Below are 2,297 nucleotides of genomic sequence, written 5' to 3' on the forward strand. Positions count from 1 at the left end.
GGCTATGACAAGCACAACCCGGCGGGGAACAACTCGGGCAACTCGCGCAACGGGCGGGGCAAGGGCAAGACGGTGCAGACCGGGGTCGGTCCCGTCCGGCTGTCGGTTCCGCGGGACCGGGCCGGGACGTTCGAGCCGGTGCTGGTGCCCAAGCGGGCCGGGCGCATCACCGGCGGCCTGGACGACATGATCATCTCGTTGTACGCGCACGGCATGTCGGTGCGCGACATCCTGCACCACCTCAAGCAGGTGTACGGCACCGAGTTGTCGCACGAGCAGGTCTCCCGCATCACCGACCAGGTGATGGACGAGGTCAAAGCCTGGCAGACCCGCCCGCTCGACCCGACCTACGCCGTGGTGTTCCTGGACGCGCTCGTGGTGAAGGTGCGCGACAACCACGTCGTGCAGAACAAGCCCGCCTACATCGCGGTCGGGATCGACACCGACGGAGAGAAACACGTGCTGGGCATCTGGCTCGCGCGGACCCCGGCCGAGTCCGCGACCGCCGGGGAGAGCGCCCGGTTCTGGACGTCGGTGACGACCGACCTGCGCAACCGCGGCGTCCGCGACGTCCTCATCGCCTGCTGCGACGGATTGAAGGGGTTCGAGGACGCCATCGGCGCCGCGTTCCCCGCCACGGTGGTGCAAACTTCATCCGTGCACACTCGTCGGTGGCGAGAGCGTCTCGCCGGTCACCTGCGCCGCCCCGGGCACGACCTATGCAGACGCGCACCTTCGAGGTCCTCATGCAGACCTGCCGGTCCGGGGCGGTGGCGGGCTTCACATCGGTCAGCGGGAGTCGCGCTTCGAGCGCCGAGATGAGGTTCCGAGGAAGCCGGCCTGCACAGGTGGCCCACCCCTCCGCGAAGGAGCGCAATGGCCACTTCCACCGACGGCCTGTCCGCCGAGCCCGTGTTCGCCGGGATCGACTGGGGCGGCACCTGTCATCAGCTGTGCATCGTCGACGCCACCGGCCAAGTCCTGGTTCAGCGTCGTGTCCGCCATGATGTGGCGGGCTTGGCCGAGCTCGACGAGCAGCTCGCCGGCCGGGCCGATGTCAAAGTCGCGATCGAACGAGGCGAAGGGCTGCTGGTCGAGCACCTGCAGCAGCGTGGCCTGCCGGTCTACTGCGTCTCCCCGAAGGTGTCCGCCCGGGCCCGGGAACGTTACCGGCTCGCCGCGACCAAGTCCGACGCCTTCGACGCGTTCGTCCTGGCCGACACCCTGCGCCATGAGCACCCCCATTGGCGGCCCTTGTCGGTGCCCGCGGCGCTGACGGCCGAACTGGCCGCCGTCACCCGCGACCGCGAGCGCATCGTCGTCTCCCAGCGCAGCGTGGAGTCCCGGCTGCGCGCCATCCTGGAGAGCTATCACCCGGCGCCCCTGCACCTGTTCTCCTCCCTGGACCGCGACATCGCCCTGGCGTTCATCGGCGACTACCCCACTCCCGCCCAGGCGGGCCGAGTCGGCGAGGCCAGGATGGAGGGATTCTGCCGGCGGCACGGCTACTCCGGCCGCGTCGAACCCGCCGTCCTGGTCGAGCGGATGCGCCCGCATCTGCTGACGGCCGCTCCGGGCACCACCGCCGGCAAGCAGTTCACCGCCGGTCTGTTCGTCGACCAGCTACGGCTGTTCAACGGCCAGGTCCGGGCCTGCGACAAGCGCCTGGCCGAACTACTGGACGCCCACCCCGACGCCCCCATCTTCCGCAGCTTCCCCGGCATCGGGCCCGTCACCGCCGCCGTGCTCATCTCCGAGATGGGCGACGACCGCGCCCGTTACCCCCACCCGGCCGTGCTACTGGCCGAGACCGGCCTGGCCCCGGTGACCCGAGCGTCCGGCCGGATGCATCAGGTCCGCTTCCGCTACGCCGCCAACAAGCGCATGCGCCACGCCATCGACTGGTGGGCCTTCACCTCCACCCGCGAAACCGACTGGGCCCGACAGGCCTACGAGGACGCACGCGCCCGCGGCCACGGCAAATACCGCGCCCTGCGCGGCCTGGGCGCCCGCTGGACCCGCATCCTCTGGCGCTGCTGGACCGACCACGTCCCCTACGACGCCGCCAAACACCCGGCCGCCCAGCAGGACAACACCGCGGCCTAACCGCGTTCCCGAAGAACACCCGCACGGCGCGCCGCCCTGCGGGCCCTCGGCCTGCCAAAACAGGAACCCTGTCCGACCGGGTTTCTATAGCCGCCCAGGTTGACAGCGGGAGTCTGCGTGGTTCACCTGATCCGAAATGCGCTGAGGCCGGTCGCCCGCAAGGACGCCGGGGCGGTGGCCAAACAGCTGAA

1 protein-coding gene and 1 pseudogene are annotated in these 2,297 nt (G+C 70.4%); both read left to right on the forward strand.

All coding sequences use genetic code 11. The features are described 5' to 3' along the window. Positions 1-705 (forward strand): annotated as a pseudogene (locus BJF79_RS37925) (IS256 family transposase); the annotation flags it as partial. A gap of 171 nt (positions 706-876) precedes the next feature. Then, positions 877-2,106, forward strand: coding sequence for an IS110 family transposase (locus BJF79_RS37930; protein ID WP_075904619.1), 1,230 nt, complete (start codon positions 877-879; stop codon positions 2,104-2,106). The last annotated feature ends 191 nt before the right edge of the window (positions 2,107-2,297 follow it).

This window comes from Actinomadura sp. CNU-125, assembly GCF_001942465.1.
Lineage (GTDB): Bacteria > Actinomycetota > Actinomycetes > Streptosporangiales > Streptosporangiaceae > Spirillospora.